This is a genomic window from Streptomyces sp. NPDC060198 (assembly GCF_042728415.1).
In the GTDB taxonomy this organism is placed as follows: domain Bacteria; phylum Actinomycetota; class Actinomycetes; order Streptomycetales; family Streptomycetaceae; genus Streptomyces.
The window spans coordinates 1-5,286 of record NZ_JBHWZJ010000438.1; the positions used below are offsets into that span (position 1 = coordinate 1).

5 protein-coding genes are annotated in these 5,286 nt (G+C 73.0%); 2 read left to right on the forward strand and 3 right to left on the reverse strand.

The annotated features are described in order from the left end of the window. Positions 1–60: 60 nt before the first annotated feature. The 3 genes from ACFWEP_RS31100 to ACFWEP_RS31110 are packed head-to-tail and all read right to left on the reverse strand — an operon-like array spanning position 61 to position 2,967. Positions 61–894, reverse strand: coding sequence for an ABC transporter ATP-binding protein (locus tag ACFWEP_RS31100; RefSeq protein ID WP_387375102.1), 834 nt, complete (start codon positions 892–894; stop codon positions 61–63). A gap of 10 nt (positions 895–904) precedes the next feature. Further along, positions 905–1,981, reverse strand: coding sequence for a FecCD family ABC transporter permease (locus ACFWEP_RS31105; protein WP_387375104.1), 1,077 nt, complete (start codon positions 1,979–1,981; stop codon positions 905–907). Further along, positions 1,978–2,967 carry a FecCD family ABC transporter permease gene (locus ACFWEP_RS31110; protein ID WP_387375106.1) on the reverse strand — a complete coding sequence of 330 codons (990 nt, stop codon included), beginning with the start codon at positions 2,965–2,967 and terminating at the stop codon, positions 1,978–1,980. The genes ACFWEP_RS31105 and ACFWEP_RS31110 overlap by 4 nt, the downstream gene beginning before the upstream one ends. Before the next feature lie 497 nt (positions 2,968–3,464). Here ACFWEP_RS31110 and ACFWEP_RS31115 point away from each other — a divergent pair, with 497 nt between their 5' ends. Both ACFWEP_RS31115 and ACFWEP_RS31120 read left to right on the forward strand, forming a co-directional pair. Next, a complete protein-coding gene (locus ACFWEP_RS31115) occupies positions 3,465–4,448 on the forward strand; it encodes an ABC transporter substrate-binding protein (RefSeq protein ID WP_387375108.1) in 984 nt (327 codons plus the stop codon). Continuing rightward, entirely contained in the window at positions 4,445–5,245 is an 801-nt protein-coding gene (locus tag ACFWEP_RS31120; RefSeq protein WP_387375109.1) for a 2,3-dihydro-2,3-dihydroxybenzoate dehydrogenase, read from the forward strand. The genes ACFWEP_RS31115 and ACFWEP_RS31120 overlap by 4 nt, the downstream gene beginning before the upstream one ends. The last annotated feature ends 41 nt before the right edge of the window (positions 5,246–5,286 follow it).

Consider the following 5,286-nt stretch of genomic DNA (forward strand, 5'->3'; position numbering starts at 1 on the left):
GGCACCGAACCCTGGTTCGGTGCCGGGCCGTCGGCGTTGCCGCCGGGCCCGTCGCCCGGGTCAGGCGGCGCCCGCGGCGCCCTCCGCCACCTTCGCGCGCGCCCGGGCCACCACGACGGGCGAGGCGTCCACCGGTGCTTCCAGGACGTCGGCCTCCACCCCGTACAGCTCACGCACCAGGGAGGCGGTCACGGTGGTACGCGGGTTCCCCTGAGCGAGGACGCTGCCGTCCTTCATCGCGACGAGGACGTCGGAGTAGCGGGCGGCGGCGGCCAGGTCGTGCTGGACCATGACGATCGTACGGCCGGCGCGCGCGACCTCGCGGACGAGTTCCAGTACCTCCACGACGTGCCCCAGGTCGAGGGCGCTGGTGGGTTCGTCGAGCAGGACCACGGGGGTCTGCTGGGCGAGCACCATGGCCAGCCAGCAGCGCTGGCGCTGGCCGCCGGAGAGGCGGTCGAGCCGCTCGCCGGCCAAGCCGGTGGTGCCGGTGGCCTCCAGCGCTTCGCGCACCGCGTTCTCGTCCTCGCGCGACCACTGCCGCAGCAGCCCCTGGTGGGGGTGGCGTCCGTACCGTACGAGCCCCGCGACGGTCACCGCCTCGGGGGCGCGGGGCGACTGGGGCAGCAGGGCGACCCGCCGGGCGGCTTCGCGCCGGCCGAGCGACCAGATGTCCGCCCCGTCGGCGTGGACCGTACCGGACTCCGGCTGGTGGAGCCGGGCGACGGCGCGCAACAGGGTTGATTTCCCACAGCCGTTGGGGCCGACGATCGAGACGACCTGCCCGGCCGGCACGGTGAACCCGGCGTCCTTGACGACGGCTCGGCCGGGGTACGAGACATGCAGCCCGCGGACTTCGAGACCGCTCGGCGCTTGCTTCATCAGGGAGTTCATGCCGGGGTGTTCACGCCTTTTCTTCGGTGCGGTCCGAACGGAAGAGGACCCAGAGGAGGAAGGGCCCGCCGAGGACGCTGGTGACGACGCCGACGGGGAGTTCGACGGGGGCGGCGACGCGGGCGAGCGCGTCGGCGGCGGTGACGAGGGCGGCTCCGGCCAGGCCCGCGCCGAGGACGGGTACCCGGGTGGGTCCGGCCAGTCGCTGCGCGAGGATCGGTGCGCCCAGCGCGATGAAGGCGACCGGTCCGCCGACGCCGACGGCGACACCCGCGAGCAGTACCGCCAGAGCGAGCGCGGCGGCGCGTACCCGGCGCAGGTCGACGCCGAGCGTGGCGGCCATGTCGTCGTCGAACCGCAGGAGTTGCAGGCGGTGTCCGGCGGCCAGGGCGAGCGGGACCAGGAGGCAGAGGGCGATGAGGAGGGGCGTACCGGCTTCCCAGTCACGGCCGTTGAGGCTGCCCACCGCCCAGAGGAAGACTCCCCCGGCCGAGTTGTCGTTCTCGCGGGACATCACGAGGTCGCTGACCGCCCCGATGAAGGTGGAGACGCCGATGCCGGTGACCAGGACGCGGTAGCCGGCGCTCCCCGCTCCGCCGGCGCACAGGACGACGAGCGCCGCGGCGGCGACGGCGCCGATCGGGCCGAGCCACCACATGCCGACCATGCCGGTGGACGTTCCGGCGGCCGCGGCGACGACGGCCGCGGTGGCTCCCTCGTTGACGCCCACCAGGTCCGGGGTGGCGAGCCGGTTTCCGGCCAGGGTCTGGGTGAGGCAGCCGGAGATCCCGAGCGCGGCACCGACCATGATGCCGACGAAGACGCGGGGCAGCCGGAATTCGCGGACGATCATCACCGTGCCCGCGTCCGAGGTGCCCAGCAGACCGGAGAGGGTCCGCGCCGGGCTCATGCCGGTCGAGCTGGCCAGTACGGAGAGCGCCACGAGCAGCGCGAGTACGGGCACGAGCAGCGCAGCCACGAGGGCGCCGCGGCGCGGGAAGAGCCAGGAGAGGGCGCCGGTGCGCAGCACGGTGCTGTCGGGCGGGGTGAGGTCGGGGACGGGAGCCGCCCCGGTGCGGTCGGTCATGCGGCGGCCCCCGCGGTGGAGAGCCGGGAGGAGCGGGCGATCCATATGAGCAGGGGGCCGCCGACGAAGGCCAGGAGCACGCTGACCGGGGTCTCCCAGGGGCGGATGACGATCCGGGCGAGGATGTCGGCGAGGATCATGACGTCGGCCGCGATCAGCGCGGACAGGACGAGTTGTGCGCCCATGGACGCGCCGGAGAGGGCGCGTGCGGCGTAGGGCGCGAGCAGCCCGAGGAAGGCGATGGGTCCCGCCACCGCGACGGCGCAGCCGGCGAGCAGCGACACGGCGACGGCCACCACGAGGCGGATGCGCCCGGGGTGGTGGCCGAGCGAGCGGGCCCCGTCGTCGCCGAGGCCGAGGGCGGCGAGTGGCCGGACGCAGCAACCGGCGACGAGCAGGCCGATCGCCACCAGCGGTGCCAGGGGCACGAGTTGACCGGACTCGACGCCGGCGAGCGAGCCGATCGTCCAGTAGCGGTAGGTGTCGAAGGTGGACTGGGTGCCCAGCAGCACGTACGAGGTGAGGCCGTGGAAGGTGGCGCTGAGCGCGGCACCGGCGAGCACCAGGCGCAGCGGGGAGCCGGCGGCCCGTCCGGACGCGGCGAGCAGAAGGACGACCGCGCTCGCCGCCATGCCTCCGAGCAGTGCCCACACGAGCAGGGCGCCGGGGGAGTCGGCGTGGAAGAAAGTGAGTCCGAGGACGACGGCGAACGCGGCGCCGGAGTTGACGCCGAGCAGTCCGGTCTCCGCGAGGGGGTTGCGGGTGGCGGCTTGGAGGAGGCAGCCGGAGGTACCGAGGCAGAGGCCCACCAGGATCGCGGCGAGGGTGCGCGGGAGGCGTACGTCCATGACGGCGAGGCGCACTTGGGCGTCGGCGCGGGCGGACGGGTCGCCCCAGAGGTAGTCCCAGGCCCGGGCGGGCGAGGTGGAGCCCGTGCCCGTCAGCAGGGAGGCGAGGGCCAGGCAGAACAGGGCGGCGAGGGCCACCAGGGCGTGTGTCGAAAGTGGGCCCGTCCGCCCGGAGGGCGGGTCCGGCGGCGTCCGGTGCGTGCGATCGCACGGCGGAGGGTCGTCCCGGTGCTGGATGTACCGGGGCGATCCCGACAACGCGGCGAGCGTGCATGCCAGGCGTCGCCGGACAGTCGGGACTTTCGACACACGCCCTCGGACCCAGCGGGTCGGATGCCGGTCCCCGCCCCCTGCTTTGGCCCGGTCTTCACGAAAGGCCCCGGATGTTCGGGCTCGACGAAAAGAACCGAACATTCGGGCTTGCCCGACTGGCCCGGATGTTCGGGTTTCCGCCCTTCTGGGAGAGCCCTCTTGCGCAATGAACATATGGTTAGCCTAACCTAAGTGACGTCGCCCGGACCGGTGGCCCCCCACGGCCGATCCGGCCCGGATTCGTCGCGCCCGCATGTCGCACGTCGGGCATGACCGGGCCTCAGCACCAGTCCGCTCCACCCTTCCTACGGAGGTTTCCGGCCATGACGCCGAACCAGTCCCCCACTCCCCGCCGCGCTGTCCGTCCGCTGACCGCGGTCGCCGTCCTCGGCGTCCTGGCGCTCACGGCGACCGCCTGCGGCTCCTCGGACTCGGGTACTGCGTCCGGCGGCAGCGGCAACAAGGGCACCGCGACCGTCACCGACGCGGCCGGCACCGAGGTGACGGTCCCGGCCGATCCCGCCCGCGTCGTGGTCCTGAGCGAGATGGACCTCGACTCCTCGCTCACCCTCGGCGTGAAGCCGGTGGGTCTCACCGCGGGACGCGGCCAGAAGGGCGCCCCGGCGTACCTGACGGCGAAGGCCGAAGGCATCCCGGTGGTGGGCGCGGTCACCGGCCCGGACATCGAGAAGGTCGTCCAGGCCGCGCCCGACGTGATCCTCGCCGGGCAGATGACGGACACTCAGGTGCTGGCGCAGCTGCGGAAGATAGCCCCCACCCTGGTCACCATCGGGAATGACAAGGACTGGAAGAAGTCCCTGTCGCTCACCGGTGAGGTGCTCGGCAAGTCCAACGAGGCCGACGCCTTCCTCGCCGACTACGACACGAAGGTCGCCGCCCTCAAGACCGACATCGGGTCGCAGGCCGGCGCCAAGGTCTCCGTCGCCCGTTACTCCCCGCAGGGCTCCGCCGTCATGCAGCAAGGCGTGTTCATCAGCGACGTGCTGAACGACCTGGGCTTCACCCGGCCGGGTATCCAGGCCGAGAAGGGCGAGGGTCACTCCACGCCGATCAGCGAGGAGAACCTCGCCGAGATCGACGGTGACTGGCTCTTCATCGGGACCCTGACCTCGACCGGAGGTTCCGGCGTGGTCGACCAGCTCTCCAAGCTCCCCGCCTACCAGCAGCTCGGCGCCGTCGAGGCCGGTCATGTGACCGAGATCGACGGCTCGATGTGGACGAGCCTCGGTGGCGCGGAGGCCGCGGTGAACGTCCTGGCCGACATCAGGAAGGCCATGGTCAAGTGAGCGTCGAATTCGACGGACGGCTCGCCCTCGTCACCGGCGCGGGCCGGGGCATCGGTGAGGCCGTCGTCACCGCGCTCGTGGAGCACGGTGCGCGGGTGGTGGCCACCGACATCGCCCCGGACGGCATCGAGGCCCTCGCACGGAAGTACGGCTCGCGGGTGGTCGCCCGCCCGCTCGACGTCACCGACGCGGACGCCGTGGAGGCGGCGGTCGAGGAGGTCGAACAGGCCATCGGCCCGGTGGAGTTCGCGGTCAACGTGGCCGGAGTACTGCGCGGTGCCGACGTGCTCGACACCAGCGACGCCCACTGGGCCGCCACCTTCGCCGTCAATGTCGACGGAGTGTTCCACCTCTCACGTTCCGTCGCCCGGCGCATGGCGGCGCGCGGCCGGGGCGGCATCGTCACCGTCGCGTCCAACGCGGCGGGCATCCCCCGCGCCGGCATGGCCGCGTACGCCGCGTCCAAGGCTGCCTCGGCGATGTTCACCAAGTGCCTCGGTCTGGAGATGGCCCCGCACGGCGTCCGCTGCAACAGCGTCTGTCCCGGCTCGACCATGACCGACATGCAGCGCGGCATGTGGGCCGACCTCGGTCCCGGGGACCCCGAGAGCATGGCCGCCGCCGCCGACCGCGTCGTCGCGGGCGACCTGGCCGCGTACCGGACGGGCATACCGCTCGGCCGCATCGCGGACCCCGCCGACATCGCCGACGCGGTGACGTTCCTGCTGTCCGACCGGGCCCGCCACATCACCATGCAGGACCTGTACGTCGACGGCGGCGCCACCCTCCGGGCATGAGGCTCTCCGGCGGCTCGGGGCCGTGATCCCGGCCGCGAGCC

What these genes read in the sequence shown, in the direction of transcription:
- ACFWEP_RS31115 (WP_387375108.1), top strand. Translation starts at nt 3,465, where the DNA reads ATGACGCCGAACCAGTCCCCCACTCCCCGCCGCGCTGTCCGTCCGCTG.
- ACFWEP_RS31100 (WP_387375102.1), bottom strand. Translation starts at nt 894, where the DNA reads ATGAACTCCCTGATGAAGCAAGCGCCGAGCGGTCTCGAAGTCCGCGGG.
- ACFWEP_RS31105 (WP_387375104.1), bottom strand. Translation starts at nt 1,981, where the DNA reads ATGACCGACCGCACCGGGGCGGCTCCCGTCCCCGACCTCACCCCGCCC.